A 19,994-nucleotide genomic window follows, 5' to 3' on the forward strand; every position below is an offset into this window, starting at 1 on the left:
GCCATGTGCCCGCGCGGGGTCATGAAGGATTGAGTCATTGCAGGCTCCTTGCCTGGGCGGCGTGATGAGGGCCGGGTCCGGAAGGCCGAGTCTGACTAGCGTGCCGTCCCTGGAAGGAAGGCAGGGTGGCTGATGAGCGGAGTGGGCTCAATATAGGGGAGGGGGTTTGGGAAAAGCCCTACAAGAAATGTCGAAGTTTTTCCCGAGACTGAAGGTATTTCTTTTCCGGTTCGGCGCTGCCGTGTTTACGGCAGCGGCGCAAACGGCGTACGCCCTTCAGCCGTTTGCAGTTCCAGCAGGTATTTGCGGAAAATCTGGCCCAGCACCTGGGTCGCGACTTCAAGCTCGTCGCGCTTCATGCGCTCCGACACTTCATCCGCTGCATCCAGTGCTTCTTCAGAACCGTTGACCGAGGCCATCTTCAGGACGATATACGCCTGAATATTATTGGCCTGCACGCCTTCCCCCTTCGAGAACATCAGACCCAGCCGGTATTGCGCCTGGGCATGACCTTGCAGCGAAGCTTTCTCGAAATAACCGAGCGCCTTGGGCAGATCGCGTTGTGCGTGTTTACCGTCGTAGTAAAACTCGCCCAACTCGTATTGTGCCTGTGCATCCCCTGAATCGGCAGCCTGGTGACAGGCCGAAAGCGCTGCGGGCAGGTTGTCTGGCTGGGTATTGAGGGTGCAACGACCCACCGCTGGGATTAACAACGAGTTGCCGCCTGCATTCGCCAGCAGGGGATGAATAAGCAACAGGCAGCCCAATGCAAGGGTGCGGCCGGTGCGGTTCATGGGAATCGACTTACCTCTGAAAAAGGTGCGGGCGTACCCGTCCAGCTAAACGTGCTGGCTGCGCATTATGAAATAAGCAGGGCCAACCTTACAAAGTCTTTACGGAATTTCTGCTGCGCGGGGCTGAAAAGTCCGGTTTTAAGGGTTGTGGAGAGTCCGTGGGACCGGCTTTAGCCGGGAAGGCTGCATTTCTAACGGTACATATGTTGTGGATGTACCTGCCTCTTCCCGGCTGAAGCCGGTCCCACGAGATGCTCGCGGTGCTTATTTCAACGCCGCAAACGCCTTCTCGGCTGCATCCAGGGTCAGTTGCAGTTCTTCATCACCATGGGCGATGGAGGTGAAGCCGGCTTCGAATGCGCTTGGGGCCAGGTAGACGCCGCCTTCGAGCATCAGGTGGAAGAAGCGTTTGAAGCGGTCGGCGTCGCTGGTCATGACGTCATTGAAGGTGACGATTTCCTTCGCTTCGCTGAAGTACAGGCCAAACATGCCGCCCGCCTGAGTGGTCACGAACGGGATGCCAGCGGCGTCGGCGCGTTGTTGCAGGCCTTCGAGCAGGCGGCGGGTGAAGTCGCTGAGTTCGTCGTGGAAGCCTGGGCGGCTGATCAGGCGCAGGGTCGTCAAACCGGCGGCCATGGCTAGCGGGTTGCCGGACAAAGTGCCTGCCTGATAAACCGGACCTAGCGGGGCGATGTGCGACATGATTTCGCGTCTGCCGCCGAAGCATCCCACCGGCATGCCGCCGCCGATGATCTTGCCGAAAGTGCTCAGGTCTGGCGTTACGCCGTAGTAAGCCTGTGCGCCGCCAAGGGCAACGCGGAAGCCGGTCATCACTTCGTCGAAGATCAGCACCACGCCGTGTTCGTCGCACAGATCACGCAGACCTTGCAGGTAACCTGGCGCTGGCGGCACGCAGTTCATGTTGCCTGCAACGGGCTCGACGATGATGCACGCCACTTCCTGACCCACTTCAGCCAGCAGCTCTTTAACTGCAGCCAGGTCGTTGAACGGCACGGTCAAGGTGTGTTTGGCGAACGCGGCCGGAACACCCGGTGAACTCGGCACGCCCAGAGTCAATGCGCCGGAGCCTGCCTTGACCAGCAGGCTGTCGGAGTGACCGTGGTAGCAGCCTTCGAATTTGATGATGCTGTCGCGACCGGTGAAACCACGGGCCAGACGGATCGCGCTCATGGTGGCTTCAGTACCGGAGCTGACCATGCGCACCATTTCCATCGATGGCACGATTGAGCAGACCAGATCGGCCATCTCGGTTTCCATGGCCGTCGGTGCACCATAGGACAAACCGTGTTGCAGCTGGTTGCGCACGGCATCCAGCACTTCTGGGTGGCTGTGGCCAAGAATCATTGGACCCCACGAGCCCACATAATCAACATAACGCTTGTCGTCTTCGTCGGTGACGTAAGCACCAACCGCATGTTTGAAGAACAACGGCGTGCCGCCCACGCTTTTGAAAGCTCGAACGGGCGAGTTAACACCGCCGGGAATATGTTTTTGAGCGTTGGCAAACAGGGTTTCAGAACGGGACATGAGCAGTTCTCTGAATTAAACGAAAAATGTTCTTTGATCTCGACAACCAGGGGCGCGATCAGGCTTTTTTGAGCAAGGCATTGAAGGCGCGGGCGCGGCGGGTCACTTCCTGGGTGTTCTCGGCGCCGAACAGGCCGTGTACGACGGCCAACAGGTCAGCACCGTGCTCGACCAGTGGGGGAGCGTTTTCCAGGGTGATGCCGCCGATGACAGCTATCGGCAGATTGAAGCGGGCGCGGGCCTGGCGTAACACGTCCAGCTCAATGGCTGGGGCGCCGGGCTTGGTGTTTGAGTTGAAGAAGCGCCCGAAAGCAATGTAAGTGGCACCATCGGCCTTGGCCTTTTCGGCCATCTCCAGGCTGCCATGGCAGGTCGCACCGACAATGGCCTTGTGACCGAGCAGGCCCCGGGCATCGGTCAGCGAGCCATCGGTCTGGCCCATGTGCACACCGACATCCAGCCGTGCGGCCAAGTCGGCGTCATCATTGATGATCAACCGGGTCTTGTAGCGCTCACAGAGCTTGAGCAGCGCCGTGGCTTCACGCAGGCGGCGTGATTCATCGCTGCCTTTGTCGCGGTATTGCAGCAGCGTGACGCCCCCGTCGAGCGCGGCTTCGACGTAGGACAAAAATTTGCCGGCCAACAGTTGACTGTCGGTAATGGCATACAGGCCACGTAGTTTCATGGTTGGAGCCTCATCACGTGGCGTTACGAGCAGAAATCCAGGGGCAGGCGGCGGGGAACGAATTGTCCTTTGCCCAGCTGTTCGGCATCGCGCAACGTGCGCCAAGTGTAGTCCAGCGCCGATTGCACTGCGCTGATCAGGTTCTCGCCGTGCGCCAGACGGCCAGCCAGTGCGCTGGCCAGGGTACAACCGGAGCCGTGATAGCTGCCGGGCAGGCGCTGGCAGGTAAAGGTTCGGGTATCACCGCCGCGGATGTAAAGACGGTTGTGGACTTGCTCCTCGTCGCCATGCCCGCCGGTGATCAGCAGGTGCTCGCAGAACGGCAGCAGTTTCGCCGCGCATTCGTCCGCCGTGCCATCGGGCAGCTCGGCGAGAATGCGTGCTTCCGGCAGGTTCGGCGTTGCAATGGTCGCCAGCGGTAGCAGGCGCTCGCGCATGGCGTAGCCGACTTCATCCTTGCCCAGCCGACCACCGCCGCCGGCGCGCAATACCGGATCGCACACCATGGGCAGATGCGGGTGGGCCGCCAGCAGCCCTACCACGGTATCGACCATTTCCAGCGAGCCGAGCATGCCCAGCTTGACGGCTGCGACAGTGGAGTCATTAAGCACGGCGTTGGCCTGGGCCAGCACCCACTCACGGTCCAGCACTCGGAAGTCTGTGACGTTGACGGTGTTTTGAACGGTCAGCGCAGTCACTGCCGGGGCGGCATGGCAGCCTTGGGCGAGAAGGGCTTCGATATCTGCCTGCAAGCCGGCGCCACCACTAGGATCGTGACCGGACAGACAAAGGACAACAGGGCGGGAGGAGTAGATATTCATGGAGCGCGAGCTTACCACTAAACGTTTTTCGCGGCCGCCTATCGGCAATGGATTTTTCCTACAGGCAAACGCGATTTCAGGGCGGCGCGGCAGACCTACATTCATTGGGTGAATACTGTCATAAAGCTTGAAAGTACCGTTCTAGAGCCTTCGCTGCCGGTTTTAAAAGTTAGGAGTACAAGCCATTTGCCAGCTATGCTCTTGGGCTGATGCTGGAAGTGCCAGATCCTTTGCGCCTTCTGGCGCAATTGGCAGTCGTATCCCATAGTTGTCCCAAGGCTGTCTGGAACAACTCTAAAACATCAGAAACAGGCAAAGACCGTCGCTCCAATGGAAGGGGGCCAGCGACGCCAGTCTGACGTACCTTTCCGGGGCTCTATGCGCTATTTGTTGATCATGCTGGTCCTCTTGCTGCCTCAACTGGCTTGTGCCATCGAGTTCGATGAAAGCACGCGAGGATTGATCCTCAGTCGTGGTGTGCAAGTGTTCGAGGATATCGGCGGTGACGCGACCATCGGCGACGTCAGCTCATCCTCCATGGCCGATAGCTTCCGGCCATTGTCCACAGAATCGCTAAGCGCTGGTTTCTCAAGCTCGGCGTTCTGGCTGCGCATCGACCTTTCCTACCGGCCCATGGACACCAAAGCCCATCGTGACTGGCTGCTGGAAATGGCCTACCCACCCATGGATTACGTGGATTTTTATCTACCTGACGTGGATGGCACTCAGAAGTTGGCCTGGCAAACAGGTGACATGCTGCCGTTCTCAAGTCGGCAGATCAAACAGAACAATTACCTCTTCGAGCTACCGTTGCTACCGGGGCAAACAAAGACGGTCTACCTGCGGGTCAAGAGTTCCGGCTCGATTCAAGTGCCTCTGGCCTTGTGGAGCACCACTGCCTACCTGGAAGAGCAGCCCACGCGCCTGTATGTACTGGGCGTGCTGTTTGGTGTGTTGCTGGTGATGCTGGTTTATAACCTGTGCATTTATGTCGGCGTACGCGAGCCCAGTTATCTGTACTACGTGCTGTATATAGCGCCGTTCGGCCTGTATCAGCTGGCACTCAATGGCATCGGCGTCCAGTTTCTATGGCCACAGAGTCCGTGGCTGGCCAACGCTGCGCCGCTGTTTTTACTGATGCTGTCAATTCTCCTGGCTTGTCAGTTCTCCCGGTCCTACCTGCAGACCCGGGCAATTGGCCGTTGGCTCGATCGCTCGCTTGTGCTGCTGATGGTCGCGGCGGGAAGCATCACGCTGCTGAGCTTGACGCCTGCGCTGGGCATAGCGTTGAGGCTGTCCGGGACGGTGGTGCTGGCGTTCAGTGTGATGGTGTTTGTCGCGGGCATTGTTGCGATGTATCACAAGGTGCCGGTGGCGCTGTATTTCGTACTGGCCTGGTCGGCGTTTTTGCTGGGCAGCTCGATCCATGCCGCTATGCTGATGGGCTATTTGCCCCATTCGTTTTTCACCATGTATGCCAGCCAGATCGGCTCGGCGCTGGAGGTAGCGCTGCTGTCCATGGCCCTGGCGGTACGCATCAATCAAAGCCGTCAGGAACATGCCCAGGTCAGGCGCGAAGCCAGTGAAAACCTCAAACGCGCCAACCAACAACTGGAGGCGAGCAATCGGCTCAAGGATGAGTTCCTGGCTTCGCTTACCCACGAACTGCGCACCCCGATGAACGGTGTAATTGGTTCGCTGGAGTTGATGCAAACCGTGGAGTTGAACCCGGAGCTTGCTTCTTATCACGAGACCGCGGCCAGTTCTGCCGAAGACATGATGAATCTGGTCAACTCGATTCTGACCCTGACCGAGCTGCAGGCCGGGCGCGTCAGCCTGACCAAAGAGCCATTCAGTCTTGGCGGCCTGTTTGTGCAGCTACGCGAGCGTTTCTCGGCAGCGGCGCATGCCAAAGGCCTGCGTTTCTCCATCGAAATTGTCGAAAACCTGCCAGACAACCTGACGGGCGACGTCGAAAAGCTCCGCCAATGTTTGAGTTGTCTGGTGGATAACGCGATCAAGTTCACCCGCTGCGGATCGGTCAAGGTCAGGGTTCGGGGCCAGTACGAGGGTGCGGGGACCCTCCGGCTATTCGTCGAGGTCATCGACAGCGGCATCGGTTTCGGAAAGCTGGACGAAGCGACGCTGTATCAGCATTTTTTTCAGGTCGATGGTTCGCTGACTCGCCAATATGGCGGCTTGGGAATTGGTCTGGCGATTTGCTCGCAGTTAATGGAGTTGCAAGGCGGGCGGCTCAGTCATCGGTCCGAGGCAGGCAAGGGCAGCTGTTTTATCGTCGGTGTTCCGCTGGTGTGTGGGGCGCAGCCAGCCGACGCGGCATCACCGGCCACCATATTGCGCAGCGGTACGTGAGAATCACGCCAAAAGCGCCGTTGATTCGTCGGGTATGGCACTTTTTAAAGGGTTTGGGGCGTGCTTCACTGCGTTTCATTGCCAAGTCTGTAGGAGCGCGCTGCCCGCGATAGCGTCAGGTCGGGCGGTAATTTTTCGAATGAACCATCGCAATCGTCCGGATGCGGCCCAGACCAAGCGCGCTCCTACAGGGGGGCGGTAATTTTCGTTGATGAAGGAGGCGCGTCATGAACCTGCATCAGTTCGCCGAAACCCACGAAGTCACCAATCAGCCACCTTCGCTGGATGGCGCCAATCTCTATCGCATCGATCTGCCGTTGCAACAGTGGGCTGAGCGATTCGGCGCGGGTTGGGCTCAGGAGCGGATGGATAACTACGGCGCACTGGCTGGCGGGCCGTTGATGGCGGCGGGGTTTCTCGCCAATCAGAACAAGCCGGTATTCGCCAGCCATGATCGTTACGGACATCGCATTGATCTGGTGGAGTTTCATCCTGCTTATCACGACTTGATGCGCGCCGCAGTTGAACACGGCATTCCGTCTTTACCCTGGACTGATCCGCAGCCCGGTGCTCACGTTGCCCGGGCAGCCATGAGTTATCTGCACAGCCAGGCTGAAGCGGGCAGCGGTTGCCCGTTGACCATGACTTTTGCCAGCGTCCCGGCGTTGCGTCTGCAACCTGACCTGGCTAAACGCTGGCTGCCGAAGATATTCGCGACCCAATACGACCCGCGCAACGTTGGCATGGCGCACAAATCAGGCGTGACCATTGGTATGGCCATGACCGAAAAACAGGGCGGCACCGACGTTCGCGCCAATACCACGCGTGCCTACCCGGTTGGTGCGCCCGGACCGGGGCAGGCTTACGAATTGGTTGGGCACAAATGGTTCTGTTCGGCACCCATGTGCGATGCGTTCCTGACCCTGGCGCAGACAGACAAGGGTTTGAGCTGTTTTCTGCTTCCACGGCATCGTCCAGACGACACCCGCAACGAGTTCTACATACAACGCTTGAAGAACAAACTGGGCAACTGGTCGAACGCCTCCAGCGAGGTTGAGTTCCGAGGGGCGTTGGCCTGGATGATCGGCGAAGAAGGGCGGGGGGTTTCCACCATTATCGAAATGGTTGCCATGACCCGGTTTGATTGCATGGTCGGTTCCAGTGCCTTGATGCGCCAGGCCTTGACCCAGGCGGCTCACCACTGCGCCCATCGCACCGTGGGTGGGCGTGTGCTCGCCGAGCAACCGCTGATGCAGAATGTCCTCGCCGACCTCGCGCTGGAAAGCGAAGCCGCCCTGGCGTTGAGCCTGCGTATGGGCCGGGCGCTGGATCATCTGGAGGACGCTCACGAAGCGCGCTTCGCCCGACTGGTAACGGCGGTAGGCAAATACTGGATCTGCAAACGGGCCCCGACGATGATCAACGAAGCCGCCGAGTGCATGGGCGGCGCGGGCTATGTGGAAGACAGCATTTTGCCGCGTCTGTATCGCGAAGCGCCGGTCAATTCCACCTGGGAAGGCTCCGGCAATGTGCAGTGTCTGGATGTGTTGCGTGCGCTGTCCAAAGAGCCCGGCGTGTTGGATGCCCTGTTTGATGAGTTAGGCGACGGCCATGGCGATCAGGATCTGGCGCTGCATATCGATCGCTTGAAAGCTGCGTTCAGGGACACCAGCGACATTCAGTACCGCGCCCGACAACTGACCGAAGACATCGCGGTGGCGTTACAGGCCAAATTGTTGCTTGAGGCCGGTAATGCGAGCGTCAGCGACGGTTTTATCGCCAGCCGTCTGAGTGCCCGAAGTGGCGTCTACGGCACCTTGCCGCGCGGGGTGGATGTTGAGGCATTGGTGGCGCGCTCTTCACCACAAACCTGACATCAAGCAGGTCCTGTGGGAGCGAGGCTTGCCCGCGATAAGAGCGATGGGGTCTCAAGCCAACCGCATCCAGCCTTATCGTCGGATTGCCGCCCAGACCAAGCACCGCTCCCACAGGATCGCGTTTCCAAGGAGGAATCTTCCACACAGCCACTAGTGCCTTCCCCCAGGGATGCAGGCAAGATGTAGGCCTGCAAGATCAGAAGGATACGAATCGTGACTGAAAACTTTATTGTCGTTGAAACTGCCGAGCAGGCCGTCGACCGCCTTGCTGCCCTGCATGAACGTGCTACCAGTGCGTTGAGCCTTGCCCTCAAGCGTTATCTGAAAGACCGGGTCGAGCCCGATGCCGATCAGCGGTCGCTGTTTCGCTACCCTGAAATACGCCTGACTTATCACAGTCATGGCGAAGTGCCGTTGACCACCCGTGCCTACGCCAAAGTCCAGTTGCCAGGGACTTACAGCGTCACAGTGACGCATCCGGCGGCTTTCCGTAAGTATCTGCTTGAACAGCTCAAGCCGCTGATGGCCGAGTTCACCATCACTGTTGAAGTGGGTGTCAGCGAGCAGAATATTCCTTATCCCTACGTGGTTGAGCAGGGCGACGAGCTGGCGGGTTCCGGTGTGACGGCTGCGGTGCTGGCGCGGGTTTTCCCCAGCACTGACTTGTCCGCCGCCACCGATGGTATCGCCGATGGCCTGTACGACTGGGCCAACACCGATCCGTTGCCACTGGCTTTGTTCGACGCTGCGCGGGTGGACTTTTCCCTACGTCGCCTGGTGCATTACACCGGCAGCGACTGGCGCCATGTTCAGCCGTGGATCCTGCTGACCAACTACCACCGCTACGTTGACCAGTTCATTGTTCACGGCCTGGAAAAGCTCCGCGAAGACCCGCGCTTCGTGCGCATGGTCCTGCCCGGTAACGTAGTGGTCGAGAAAACCATGGATCACGGCGAGGCTCAGGCCATCGTCGCCAGTGTGGTCTGGCACCGCTACCAGATGCCGGCCTACCACCTGATCGCTGAAGATGGTCACGGCGTGACCCTGGTGAATATCGGCGTTGGCCCTTCCAACGCCAAGAACATCACAGACCACCTGGCCGTGTTGCGTCCACATTGCTGGCTGATGATCGGCCACTGCGGCGGCCTGCGCCAATCGCAAACCATTGGCGACTACGTGTTGGCCCACGCTTATATGCGTCGGGACGGGATTCTCGATCGCGTATTACCGCCCAACATCCCGATCCCGGCCCTGGCCGAAGTGCAGATGGCCTTGCAGGAGTCGGCAGCGCAAGTCACTGGCGAGCGCGGCGACGAGCTCAAGAAACGCCTGCGCACCGGCACCGTTCTGACCTATGACGACCGTAACTGGGAGTTGCGCTGGGCGCAGGAACGGCCGCTGATCAATCTGTCCCGGGCGGTTGCTGTGGACATGGAAAGCGGGACTATCGCTGCTCAGGGGTATCGTCTGCGTGTGCCATATGGCACCTTGCTCTGTGTGTCAGACAAACCGTTGCACAGCGAAATCAAACTGCCGGGCTCGGCCAACGCGTTCTATGAACGTGCAGTCAGCCAGCATTTGAAGATCGGTATCGCTGCGCTGGACTTGCTGCGTACCGAGTTGAACTCGTTGCACTCGCGCAAACTGCGCAGTTTCGACGAGCCGCCATTCCGTTAAGTGTTTGGTATTTGCACAAGGGGCCACTAAAGTGGCCCTTTCTGTTTTCCGACTTTCGAAATCTCATGTCCCGTATCCAGCGTCCTCCCGCTCGTCGCCCAGCCAGTCCGGGTGCAAACCGTCGCATCGCCAAGGCACCGCCTGCCGAACCGAAATTGATTCTGTTCAACAAACCGTTTGACGTGCTGACTCAGTTCAGCGACGGAGAAGGGCGGGCGACCCTCAAGGATTTCATCGATGTTCCCGGCATTTACCCGGCCGGTCGCCTGGATCGCGACAGCGAAGGCTTGTTGTTGCTGACCAACGACGGCCAACTGCAAGCGCGGATCGCCGACCCGAAGCACAAGCTGCCCAAGACCTATTGGGTGCAGGTGGAAGGCGAGCCGACAACCGAGCAGTTGCAGCAGTTATGTGACGGCGTGCAACTCAACGACGGCCCGACCTTGCCCGCGCAAGCCCGGCAACTGGATGAACCCCAGCTGTGGCCCCGTGACCCGCCGGTGCGTTTTCGCAAGAGCGTGCCCACCAGTTGGCTGGAGCTGATCATCAAGGAAGGTCGCAACCGGCAGGTGCGGCGCATGACCGCCGCAGTGGGGTTGCCGACATTAAGGCTGGTGCGGGTCAGGATCGGTGACTGGAGTATCGAAGGGCTGGATCAGGGGCAGTGGCGGGAAGTGCCGGCGAAACTTTGAGATACCGGTAGGAACACAATCCCTGTGGGAGCGAATTCATTCGCGAAAACGTTAGTCCAGGCGAAGCTTTTTTATTGGATGTACCGGCCCCTTCGCGAATGAATTCGCTCCCACAGGAGATCATCATTCCAATTCTATTGATGGCCGATTCAGCTTTCGATGTAAGCAATCACCACACTCTTGATCACAAACGCCATGATCCCCAGACCGAGTGCGAAGAACAGGATAAATGTGCCGAATCGTCCGGCCTTTGATTTCTTTGCCAGGTCCCAGACGATAAAACCCATGAAGCCAACCAGAATGGTGACCAGAATTGTCATCATCCATTCTTCGAATACCGCGGGGTCCATGGTTGATCTCCGATCAGTCAGTTGCGCAGATGTATCAAGGGTAGCTCGGTACTGGCTAGCACCTGATTCAAGACAAAGCTCGACCTGACGCTGGTCACGCCCTCAATGCGGGTAAGGTGGCCCAATAGCAATTTCTGGTAGTGATCCATGTCAGGCACCACGACTTTGAGCTGGTAATCCGCGTCCATCCCGGTGACCAGACTGCAATCCTGCACCTGCGGCAGATTGCGAATGTGCATCTCGAAGTTTTCGAAACGCTCCGGCGTGTGCCGGTCCATGCCGATCAGAACGTAAGCAGTGAGGTTCAGCCCGAGTTTCTTGCGGTCCAGTAACGCGACCTGACGCACGATATAGCCGTCATCTTCGAGCTGTTTGACCCGTCGCGAGCAAGGCGAAGGTGACAGACCTATGCGCTCGGCCAATTCCTGATTGGAGATACGTGCGTCACGCTGCAATTCCGCCAAAATGCTCAGGTCATATCTGTCGAGTTTGCTCACGAACTTCCCCTTTCTTGGTTGGATTGCGCTGAATTATTCATCTGAAGCTAAAAATTGCGCAAGTAATGTTTTATGGGGCAATTTTCGCAATCATCTGCCGCCCTCTCAGGCCTATTCTTTTTAACAGAATCACTGCCCGGACATAGCGTCCAGCGCGGCTCGCCGAATCAGGCCAGCTGCGGCCTCCAGCCCCAAAGGGTTGCCAGGCCCCCGGGCTGCATACTGTCCAGAAGACGGCATGAGGTGAGCCGACGCCACAAGCGTTGAGCCAGGACGAAATTCCCAAAGGGGGCCTCAAGGCCCCCTTTTTCTTTGTGCGAGGATTATGTCCGCGGTTAGTAGCGTGCTGATAGCATGCGGCGAACGGCGCATCAATATCGCAGTCTTATCTCTATCCATCGCGTACATCGGCATCCCTGTGAGGAAAGCATGAAATCGGGCATCTGGCATCTGACGGGTATCAGCCTTTTGTGTCTCGGCATCAGTACCCAGGCGTTGGCCGGGGACGAACCGCCCCGCGACATGAACCGCGGCGGCCAGCCTAATGCGGCGCAACAACAGCAATACGAGCGACGTCAGCAACAGCAGCAGATTCAGCAGCAGCGGGACCAGCAGCGCGATGTCGAACGCCAGCAGGATCAACAGATCCGTGACGTGGATCGCCAGCAACAGCAGCAGATTCAGCAACAACAGAATCAGCAGCGCCAGGTTGAACGCCAGCAGAACCAACAGATCCGCGACGTCGATCGCCAGCAGCAACAGCAGATTCAACAGCAGCAGATGCAGCAGCGGCAGGTGGATCGCCAGCAACAGCAGCAAATGCAGCAGCAACAGATCCAGCAACGCCAGATCGAGCAGCGTCAGCAATTGCAGCAGCGCCAGAACAACCTGCCTATCCAGAGCGGCCCCGGGGAAGCGCGCCAGACTCAACCGCCGCGCCAGGGCTACTATCAGGACAATGGCCCTCGTGGCAATCGAGGGGATTTCCGTCCCAACGATCACTGGACCGGTCGGCCTGATGGTCACGGCAACGGCTGGGGCGGTGGCCCGCAATATCGCCCGGGCTATGTGACGGATCGGGTGCCTGGCAGTTATTCGCGAGTGCCTTATCGCGGACAGGATTATTTCTACTCAGACGGCTACTGGTATCGTCCCCAAGGCCCGCGCTATGTGGTCGTGACGCCACCGTATGGAATGCGCGTGCGCAGCCTGCCTTCTTATTCTCAGGAAGTGTGGGTCGGTAGCGCGCTGTTTTTCCTGGCGGCCGGGACGTATTACACCTACCAGCGCGATAGCCAGGATTACGAAGTGGTTTACCCGCCGCAAAACGTTGAACCGGCGTATACCCAGCAAATGCCAGCCAGCAGCGCATATGACCCAATTGCCTATCCGGCCAATGGCCAGAGCCAGGAGCAGGTCGCGCAGGACAAGTACGACTGCTATCGCTGGTCCGTGGAGCAAAGCAGCTTCGACCCGGCGGACCCGAACTCGCCGAATGCGCCAGCGATGATCCAGGTTTATCGCCGTTCCATGGTGGCCTGCCTGATGGGCCGCGGCTACACCATTAATTGAGCATCAAGCCGGTGTTGTTGGACGCACGACTTCCTGCGGGTCGGCGTGTACCAGCACCTCGGCCTTCGGGTATTCGCGGTGAATGGCTTCGGCCGCTCGATCACTGATGCCATGGGCAACCGAAAGTGTCAGGTTGCCTGGCAACTCAAGATGCAACTGCACGAACCAGTGATTGCCGGAGATCCGCGTGCGCAAGTCATGAGCACCAAGAACGCCGGGCACGCTACAGGCCAGTTCAAGCATCCGCGCGCTGACATCCACCGGCAGTTCTTCGTCCATCAGCACCGCAACGGTTTCCTTCGCGATGTGAAACGCGCTCCACAGGATGTACAACGAAATCCCCAGCCCGAACCACGCATCCAGGCTCTGCCAGCCAAACCAGGCCAGCACCAGCGCCACTAGAATGCCGAGGTTCAGCAGCAGGTCCGAGCGGTAATGCAGGGAGTCGGCGCGAATCGCCGCCGAACCGGTTTCCTTGACCACCTTGTGTTGCAACGTCAGCAGCGCGACGGTCAATGCCAGTGACAGCAACATCACAGCAATGCCCAAGCCGGGCGCACCTATCGGTTGAGGGTTCTGAATCCGCTCCACTGCCTGAAAGCCAATCAAACAGGCACTGACCGCAATAAACAGCGCTTGCGCTATGCCCGACAACGCTTCGGCCTTGCCGTGGCCGTAGCGGTGGTCGTCATCGGCGGGGCGCAGGGCGTAATGCACCGCCAGCAAATTCAGGAATGACGCCGCGCCATCAAGCAGCGAATCGGTCAACCCGGCCAGCAGGCTGACCGAGCCGCTCAGCCACCACGCCACCGCCTTGGCGACAATCAGGACACTGGCGACCGCCAGCGAAGCCCGGGTTGCCAGACGCAACAGGCGGGCGTGTTCAAGGCTGGTGTTCATGGTGTTTCCTTCAAATCACAGTCAGGCAGACGGAGCCAGACCCAGGGTTGCCAACTGCTGCACACTGCCCCGATGCTGAATCAGGCGCGGGTCGTTCAGTGGCAGGGTACGGCCCAGTTCGGTTTCCAGAATGGCTTGCAGCTTGCTGTTATCCACGCTGCCATCGGCGTTGATCGCAGGCTGCAGTTTTTGCGGATCGATCTGCGCGCTCTGGCCGTGGGGGAAATAGATCGCGCCGGTCGCGAAGTCCACACCGAATGCAATCAGGCCGGGGATCACGTAGAACAGCAGGCCGACGGCATCGAGCACAGCAATCGCCGGATCAATCTTGCCGTCGATCTGACCGCGTCGGTCCGGATAGAAAATACTGCCGCACGCCGTAAGTTGGGTCAGCAGAGCAGCGACCATGACGCCGCCAATGAAACGGGATGGAATGCGCATGAAAATCTCCATGAAGTGAAGTGGCAACTATACAAGGCTGACAACGCCGAGAGATGAATATTGCGTGAGGCGCGGTGACCTGTAGGAGCGAGCTTGCTCGCGATCGCGTAGGGTCAGACGATAATTTATCAACAGATCTACCGTTATCGCGAGCAAGCTCGCTCCTACAGGAAACTGCGTTGCTGTGTCTTAGCAGCATCAAGTGTTATCAAGCACATCAACGTATAATCGGCCGCCTGTTTCGGAGCCGCCATGATTTCCCTGCCTATCGATGCCGTTTTACCCGACCTGCGCCGTGCGCTGAGCGAGCGCCATGAAGCGGTGCTTGAGGCGCCGCCCGGTGCGGGTAAAACCACCCGTGTGCCGCTGGCCTTGCTTGAAGAAAGCTGGCTGGCCGGACAGACCATTCTAATGCTGGAGCCTCGTCGTCTGGCGGCGCGGGCGGCGGCGGAGCGGTTGGCGAGTGAGCTGGGTGAGAAAGTCGGCGAAACCGTGGGCTATCGCATCCGGCTGGAAAGCAAAGTCGGTCCCAAGACTCGTATCGAAGTCGTCACCGAAGGCATTCTGACTCGGCGTCTGCAGGACGATCCGGCGCTGGAAGGCGTGGGTTTGCTGATCTTCGATGAATTCCACGAACGCAGTCTTGATGCTGATCTGGCATTGGCGCTAAGCCTCAATGGCCGTGAGCTGTTTCGTGATGACCAGCCGCTGAAGATTCTGCTGATGTCGGCGACCCTGGAGGGCGAGCGTCTTTCCAGTCTGCTCGACGATGCGCCGGTGATCCGCAGTGATGGGCGTATGTTTCCAGTGCAGATGCAGTGGGGCAGGCCGTTTCAGCCCGGCGAGTTCATCGAGCCTCGCGTGGTGCAAACCGTGCTGGATGCGATCAACGATCAGAGTGGCAGTCTGTTGGTGTTCCTGCCGGGGCAGGCGGAGATTCGTCGGGTCAATCAGCAATTGGCCGAGGCGCTGGGCACCCGCAGCGACATCCTGCTCTGCCCGTTGCACGGCGAGCTGGACCTGAACGCGCAACGTGCGGCCATCGAACCCGCGCCTGAAGGCACGCGCAAAGTGGTACTGGCGACTAACATCGCCGAGACCAGCCTGACCATTGATGGTGTGCGGGTAGTCATCGATGCCGGTCTGGCGCGAGTGCCGCGTTTCGATCCTGGCAGCGGCATGACCCGGCTCGATACCCAACGTATTTCCCGGGCCAGCGCCACCCAGCGCGCCGGACGAGCGGGGCGGCTGGAGCCGGGCGTGTGTTATCGGCTGTGGTCTGAAGCCCAACATGAACAACTCGCCGCTTATGGGGCGGCGGAAATTCTTCAGGCCGATCTGGCCGGTCTTGGTTTACAACTGGCGCGTTGGGGCGTGACGCCGGCTCAACTGGTCTGGCTCGATGTTCCTCCGGCTGCGGCTTACGCCCAGTCCCAGGATTTGCTGGTGCGGCTCGGTGCCTTGAGTCGCGCGCAAGGAGAAGATTACAAACTCACGCCCCACGGTCAGGCTATGGCTGAGTTGCCTGCCCATCCGCGCATCGGTCATCTGCTGTTGCGCGGTCAGGCGCTGGGGCTCGGCAGCCTCGCGTGCGATGTGGCGGCCTTGCTGGGCGAGCGGGACATTCTGCGTGGCGCCGGTGCGGATCTGCATAGCCGCCTGAGTTTGCTGGAAGGCACTGAGCGTGCGGCGCGTGGCGCTCAGGGCGGTGTGCAACGGGCTAAACAGTTGTCCCGTCAATATCGCGGCTATCTGCGCGGCGCGGCGACCGAGCCGGTCAACGATCCGGATCACCCGCGCTGGTTGGGCGCGCTGTTGGCGCTGGCTTATCCCGATCGCGTCGCCCAGCAGCGTAAACCCGGCGGCGCCGAATATCGTCTGGCCAATGGTCGGGCGGCGCTGTTTGCCGAGGTTGATGCGCTGATGAAGCAACCCTGGCTGGTGATTGCTGATTTGGGCAGTCGTCAGGGCCAGAGAGAAGAACGTATTTATCTGGCTGCTGAATTTGATCCTGCATTGTTTGATTCGGTGCTGGGCGAGCAAGTGACCCAGCTTGATCAACTGGACTGGGACGAGCGCGAAGGCGTGTTCCGCGCCGAGCGCCAGCGCAAGGTCGGCGAGTTGATCCTCAGCCGCGAGCCATTGACCGGGCTGGATGAGTCCGCCAAGGGCCAGGCCTTGCTGGCGCTGGTGCGGCGCAAAGGTCTTGAGCTGCTGCCATGGACCCCGGAATTGCGCCAATGGCAGGCCCGTGTCGGTTTGTTGCGCGCTCTTGATTTACAGCACAAAGACAACAGCGAATGGCCGGATGTCAGCAATCACAGCCTGCTTGATGGCCTGGAAAACTGGCTGCTGCCTTACCTGGGCAAGGTCTCGCGGCTCAGCCACTTCAGTAATCTGGATTTGTCCTCGATCCTGCATAACCTGCTGCCCTGGCCGCTGCCGCAGCGGCTTGACGAGTTGGCACCGCATCACTTGAGCGTGCCGTCGGGTTCGTCAGTGCGGCTCGATTACAGCGAGCACCCGCCGATCCTCGCGGTGCGCCTGCAAGAGCTGTTTGGCCTGGCGGACACCCCGCGCATCGCCAATGGCCGGCAGATCGTCAAACTGCACCTGCTATCCCCCGCGCGCCGCCCGGTTCAGGTGACGCAGGACCTGGCGAACTTCTGGCGCAGCACTTATACCGAAGTGAAGAAGGACCTCAAGGGTCGGTACCCGAAACACTACTGGCCGGACGACCCGCTGATCGCCGAGCCAACAGCGCGGATCAAGCCGAGGAAGTAAGTGGCGGATTTCCCGGGATGGTGGAGGATAACTGTGGGAGCGGTGCTTGCCCGCGATAAGGCCAACTGGGTTTGCCTGACAAGTTGAGGTGTCTGCATCGCGGGCAAGCACCGCTCCCACAGGTTGGCGGTGCGGAGGCTACGGCAAAACCGGCAACAAAAACCGCCCGATCACTGGCAGGTGCGGGGAGATCAGCAGCGTGTCTTCCTGGCGCACGCTGGCGCTCACGCGTTTGATTCGCGGGCTGTGGAACAGGTAATCCACTGTTCGGTCCGGGCCGCTGATGCGCGGGTCGTTGGGGAAATACGTCAGCCATTTCGAGCGATCAACGCCGCCCACTTCGGTGTTATTGGGGATCATCGGGTATTTGTCCCACAACACATGTAGCGCGCTGTCTGCTTGATACGTGGCTCGCTGGTCAGTCGGTAGACGCTGATATTGCCCCAGCGCCAGCAGATTGAAATCACCGCCGATCAACCAGGGCGTGCCGCTGGCTTCGAATTTGTCCAGCAGCTTGCTGGTCACCTGAACCTGACGCTGCTGTGCATCATCGTGCTCACTGAAGGTATCCAAGTGCGTGTTGATAACCGCCAGATGGCCACCGTCGCGCATCGGCAGATAGCTCACAAAAAGGGCGCGTTTGGGCTGGAACTGACGGCTGATGATGTTGGCACTGCGGATCGGTAGCTGAATCCGCTCCGCGCGATCGATGTTGAAGCGGCTGAGTGTCGCGAGCTTCATGCCGACGCTCCCGGCAATACGCGGGTGCGGGACGAAGTCGGCTTTCCAGTAGAAGGCCTCCGAGCTGCAAGGGTAAAGATCGGTCACGCGTTCTTGCAGCAAGGCCAGTTGATCGTCGTAGTCCGTGTTCTTTGCGCCGTCATTCACTTCCTGCAACAGGACGATATCCGGCTGTTCGTCGCGGATCACCCGGGCGACTTCGTCAAGGTTATAGGCGATATCCTCGGCGGTCGGGCGCTCATCCGTGCCGCTGCCGTCGGCCATGTCATACCAGAACACGTATCGCTTGCCCGCCAGATACTGAATATTCCAGCTCATGACCTTCAGCGCCTGCCCCGGCACCAGCAAGGGCGGCTGGGTGGCTGGATTGCAGGTCACCAGCATCTCTTCCCGAGGGACGGGACGCCAGGTCAGGGTGTAGATCAGCCCGAGCAACAGCCCGGCCAGCAATACCAGAATCAGGATGAAACGGATCAGACGGTTCATCGGCTCGGCTTAGAACGCAGGGCGTTCAGTCAAAGATGCGTGACAGGAGCATAGCCGACAGCTCGGGATTACTCCGGCTGTGCGGGCTCGTTGATCAACATGAACAGGCGGAACATCACCACACTGGTGAACAGTTGCAGGAAGCTGCTGGCGGTGTCGATCAGAAAACTGACCGCTACGTTCTGCGGGTCAAACAGGTAAACCGCGGCGCCTTCAAGCAGTGACAACGGGATATAGATGCACAGCACGCAGGTCAGGATGCGCACGAAATGTCCGTTGGTCATCGCAAAACTGCCACGCATCGCCACCAGTGGCGTCATGCCCCGCAGGACCAGCAGATATTCGCAGAACACCAGTTTGACCATCACCCAGACGCCAGGAACGATGAACAGCGACAGGCCGAACATGATCAGCAACGTGCTCAGCGCCGACATCACGGCGAACGTCGGCCACATGCGCAAGGCCATGGCCAGCAAGTTCCGGGCAGCGGGCTGCTCGCCCCGGCTGCGAGCATCGAGGAACAGGATCAAGGCCCCGGTGTACAACGGGTAGAACAGTAAGCCCACCAGCAATTCATAAGCCGATGAGGCATTACCCGGAATCGCGTTGCTCAAAACCTGTTTGGCCAGGGATTCGAGCATCACCAACGGCAGGCACAGCGTCAGAATGCTCGCCAGGTTGCGTCGGAAAAAGTACAGCGAGTCATTAAGGATAGTCAGCGGATTCATGAGGCCAGGTCGCAGGGAAAAAAGCAGGCGGTCACTTTAGCTGGCTAACCAGACACGGGCCAGAGCCTTCTTAACATTTGCGACCGACCATTGAAACGCTCTGGATCAGCCCCATTACCATGCTTGTGCCGGGCTAGCGTGCCGGCGAAGATTTTTAACGGCAATCTAACGAGGTCGCCATGAACAGCGAAGAGCAAACCCTGATCGACGGTCTTTTCACTAAATTGAAAAGTGCCGAAACCGCTTCCGCCCCACGTGATAACGAGGCTGAAGCCAGGATCAAGGAGCATCTCACCGGACAACCGGCCGCGCCGTATTACATGGCGCAGGCGATTCTGGTGCAGGAAGCGGCGGTCAATCAGCTCGCTCAGCAGCTCAAAGAGCGTGACGAGCAGATTCAGAAACTCCAGGCCGAGTTGCAACAAGCCAAAACCCAGCCTTCTCCCGCGCCGGCTCAGGGTGGCGGTGGTTTCCTGTCGAGCATTTTCGGCGGAGGGGGCTCGCGCGAGCCACAACGCCCGGCCAGCCCTGCGTCGGGTGGTGGCTGGCGTGACAGCGGACCGTCCAGTCCGCCTCCTTACACACCTCCTCAGGGTGCCAACTACGCCGCGCCGCAACAACAAGCCCCTCGGGGTGGCGGTTTCATGAGCGGTGCGCTGCAAACCGCAGCCGGTGTGGCCGGTGGTGTAATGCTGGCGCAAGGCCTGAGCAGCATGTTCGGTAATCACAACCAGCCTGAGGAAGTGGTTGAGGTCATCAAGGAAGAACCGGCTCAGGTCGCCGACAGCGGCAACAATGATTCGGGCGGTGGTTGGGGCGATGACCAACAGCGCGTCACCAGCAATGATTCCTACGACAACGATCAAGGCGGTGGCTGGGATGACGGCGGCGGTTTTGATGGCGGGGATGATGATTCGTTTGTTTGAGTAAACCCCTCCAACACCGCTGATCTCCTGTAGGAGCGCGCTTGCCCGCGATGGCGTTGGGTCAGGCAATAATTTTGCGACTGACCCAACGCCATCGCGGGC

The 19,994-nt window shown here is 59.4% G+C and carries 17 protein-coding genes and 1 pseudogene; 7 read left to right on the forward strand and 11 right to left on the reverse strand.

The features are described 5' to 3' along the window. Positions 1-245 precede the first annotated feature (245 nt). The 4 genes from IV01_RS05260 to IV01_RS05245 all read right to left on the reverse strand — a co-directional run bounded on the left by IV01_RS05260 (position 246) and on the right by IV01_RS05245 (position 3,848). Positions 246-794 carry a tetratricopeptide repeat protein gene (locus tag IV01_RS05260; protein WP_032630658.1) on the reverse strand — a complete coding sequence of 183 codons (549 nt, stop codon included), beginning with the start codon at positions 792-794 and terminating at the stop codon, positions 246-248. Between the two features lie 264 nt (positions 795-1,058). Beyond that, complete coding sequence (gene hemL / locus IV01_RS05255; protein ID WP_032630659.1) at positions 1,059-2,342, reverse strand: glutamate-1-semialdehyde 2,1-aminomutase; 1,284 nt, start codon at positions 2,340-2,342, stop codon at positions 1,059-1,061. A 58-nt stretch (positions 2,343-2,400) separates the two neighbouring features. Beyond that, on the reverse strand, positions 2,401-3,027 hold the full coding sequence (gene thiE, locus IV01_RS05250) for a thiamine phosphate synthase (RefSeq protein ID WP_032630660.1): 627 nt from the start codon (positions 3,025-3,027) through the stop codon (positions 2,401-2,403). Positions 3,028-3,050: 23 nt separating this feature from the next. After that, positions 3,051-3,848: a hydroxymethylpyrimidine/phosphomethylpyrimidine kinase gene (locus tag IV01_RS05245; RefSeq protein WP_032630673.1), complete on the reverse strand. Its 798-nt coding sequence runs from the start codon at positions 3,846-3,848 to the stop codon at positions 3,051-3,053. A 378-nt stretch (positions 3,849-4,226) separates the two neighbouring features. On the opposite strand from IV01_RS05245, the gene IV01_RS0125445 reads away from it, so the two are divergent. The 4 genes from IV01_RS0125445 to IV01_RS05230 all read left to right on the forward strand — a co-directional run bounded on the left by IV01_RS0125445 (position 4,227) and on the right by IV01_RS05230 (position 10,467). Continuing rightward, positions 4,227-6,221 (forward strand): sensor histidine kinase, encoded by a 1,995-nt coding sequence (locus IV01_RS0125445; protein WP_050507899.1) that lies wholly within the window; start codon positions 4,227-4,229, stop codon positions 6,219-6,221. A 227-nt stretch (positions 6,222-6,448) separates the two neighbouring features. Beyond that, complete coding sequence (locus tag IV01_RS05240) at positions 6,449-8,095, forward strand: acyl-CoA dehydrogenase family protein (RefSeq protein ID WP_032630661.1); 1,647 nt, start codon at positions 6,449-6,451, stop codon at positions 8,093-8,095. Positions 8,096-8,311: 216 nt separating this feature from the next. After that, complete coding sequence (gene amn / locus IV01_RS05235) at positions 8,312-9,775, forward strand: AMP nucleosidase (protein WP_032630662.1); 1,464 nt, start codon at positions 8,312-8,314, stop codon at positions 9,773-9,775. 125 nt (positions 9,776-9,900) lie between these two features. Continuing rightward, positions 9,901-10,467, forward strand: a complete 567-nt coding sequence (locus tag IV01_RS05230; protein WP_195758812.1) for an rRNA large subunit pseudouridine synthase E — start codon at positions 9,901-9,903, stop codon at positions 10,465-10,467. A 149-nt stretch (positions 10,468-10,616) separates the two neighbouring features. Here the strand turns inward: IV01_RS05230 and IV01_RS05225 are convergent, their stop codons facing one another. The 3 genes and pseudogenes from IV01_RS05225 to IV01_RS27565 form a co-directional block, all read right to left on the reverse strand. Beyond that, on the reverse strand, positions 10,617-10,817 hold the full coding sequence (locus tag IV01_RS05225; RefSeq protein ID WP_032630664.1) for a DUF2788 domain-containing protein: 201 nt from the start codon (positions 10,815-10,817) through the stop codon (positions 10,617-10,619). Positions 10,818-10,834: 17 nt separating this feature from the next. Beyond that, positions 10,835-11,314, reverse strand: a complete 480-nt coding sequence (locus IV01_RS05220; protein ID WP_032630665.1) for an Lrp/AsnC family transcriptional regulator — start codon at positions 11,312-11,314, stop codon at positions 10,835-10,837. Between the two features lie 417 nt (positions 11,315-11,731). Then, positions 11,732-12,238 (reverse strand): annotated as a pseudogene (locus IV01_RS27565) (hypothetical protein); the annotation flags it as partial. Here IV01_RS27565 and IV01_RS27145 point away from each other — a divergent pair. After that, positions 12,134-12,886, forward strand: a complete 753-nt coding sequence (locus IV01_RS27145; RefSeq protein ID WP_418903553.1) for a DUF6515 family protein — start codon at positions 12,134-12,136, stop codon at positions 12,884-12,886. The pseudogene IV01_RS27565 and the gene IV01_RS27145 overlap by 105 nt on opposite strands. 3 nt (positions 12,887-12,889) lie before the next feature. Here IV01_RS27145 and IV01_RS05210 read toward each other — a convergent pair whose 3' ends face one another. Both IV01_RS05210 and IV01_RS05205 read right to left on the reverse strand, forming a co-directional pair. Next, a complete protein-coding gene (locus tag IV01_RS05210) occupies positions 12,890-13,786 on the reverse strand; it encodes a cation diffusion facilitator family transporter (RefSeq protein ID WP_032630667.1) in 897 nt (298 codons plus the stop codon). 21 nt (positions 13,787-13,807) lie between these two features. Beyond that, complete coding sequence (locus IV01_RS05205) at positions 13,808-14,227, reverse strand: hypothetical protein (protein ID WP_032630668.1); 420 nt, start codon at positions 14,225-14,227, stop codon at positions 13,808-13,810. 252 nt (positions 14,228-14,479) lie between these two features. On the opposite strand from IV01_RS05205, the gene hrpB reads away from it, so the two are divergent. Continuing rightward, positions 14,480-17,011 carry an ATP-dependent helicase HrpB gene (gene hrpB, locus IV01_RS05200; protein WP_032630669.1) on the forward strand — a complete coding sequence of 844 codons (2,532 nt, stop codon included), beginning with the start codon at positions 14,480-14,482 and terminating at the stop codon, positions 17,009-17,011. Positions 17,012-17,149: 138 nt separating this feature from the next. On the opposite strand, the gene IV01_RS05195 is transcribed toward hrpB, so the two are convergent. Then, positions 17,150-18,238 carry an endonuclease/exonuclease/phosphatase family protein gene (locus IV01_RS05195; RefSeq protein WP_032630670.1) on the reverse strand — a complete coding sequence of 363 codons (1,089 nt, stop codon included), beginning with the start codon at positions 18,236-18,238 and terminating at the stop codon, positions 17,150-17,152. 68 nt (positions 18,239-18,306) lie between these two features. Next, entirely contained in the window at positions 18,307-18,966 is a 660-nt protein-coding gene (locus IV01_RS05190) for a YciC family protein (protein WP_032630671.1), read from the reverse strand. Positions 18,967-19,145: 179 nt separating this feature from the next. Between IV01_RS05190 and IV01_RS05185 the strand changes: the two genes are divergently transcribed. Then, on the forward strand, positions 19,146-19,892 hold the full coding sequence (locus IV01_RS05185; protein WP_032630672.1) for a DUF2076 domain-containing protein: 747 nt from the start codon (positions 19,146-19,148) through the stop codon (positions 19,890-19,892). The last annotated feature ends 102 nt before the right edge of the window (positions 19,893-19,994 follow it).

Source organism: Pseudomonas syringae (assembly GCF_000737245.1).
GTDB classification, from domain to species: domain Bacteria; phylum Pseudomonadota; class Gammaproteobacteria; order Pseudomonadales; family Pseudomonadaceae; genus Aquipseudomonas; species Aquipseudomonas syringae_J.